This window comes from Streptomyces aurantiacus JA 4570 (genome assembly GCF_000414115.1).
In the GTDB taxonomy this organism is placed as follows: Bacteria; Actinomycetota; Actinomycetes; order Streptomycetales; family Streptomycetaceae; genus Streptomyces; species Streptomyces aurantiacus_A.
Genome location: NZ_AOPZ01000295.1, coordinates 1 through 525 on the forward strand (window position 1 = coordinate 1; position 525 = coordinate 525).

Here is a 525-nt window from a genome sequence, read left to right on the forward strand (position 1 = left end):
GTGGCCACCGACAGACGGCCCGTGAACAGGTACCCGTCCGCGTCCGCGAGCGGCACGGCCGCCCCCAGCAACGGGTGTTCGGCGGAGGCAAGGCCCGTGGCCGACATGTCGCCCACCGCACCGGCGGCACCGGCGGCCGCACGCGGCCAGTAGCGGCTCCGCTGGAAGGCGTAGGTGGGCAGGTCCACGCAGGGCGGCGACCAGGCCCGCCTGCGCGGCCGGGTCGGTGATCGTGTCGTGGGCCATGGCTGTCAGGACGGAGTCCGGACCCAGTTCCAGGAGCGTCGACACACCCTGCGCGGTGAAGGTGGTCAGGCCCTCGTGGAATCGGACGGCCTCGCGCACGTGGCGGACCCAGTAGCCGGGGTCCTTCAGCTCCTCGGCGGTGGCCGGCTGACCGGTCAGGTTCGACACGACAGCCAGCACCGGGTCGTCGTACCTGAGGCTCTCCGCCACCCGTCGGAACTCGTCCAGGACCGGGTCCATCAGCGGCGAGTGGAAGGCATGGGACACCTTCAGCCACCG

The 525-nt window shown here is 72.2% G+C and carries 1 pseudogene; it reads right to left on the reverse strand.

Features of this window, described 5'->3' with window-relative positions:
• Nucleotides 1-525: pseudogene (locus tag STRAU_RS44960) on the reverse strand (acyltransferase domain-containing protein); the annotation flags it as partial.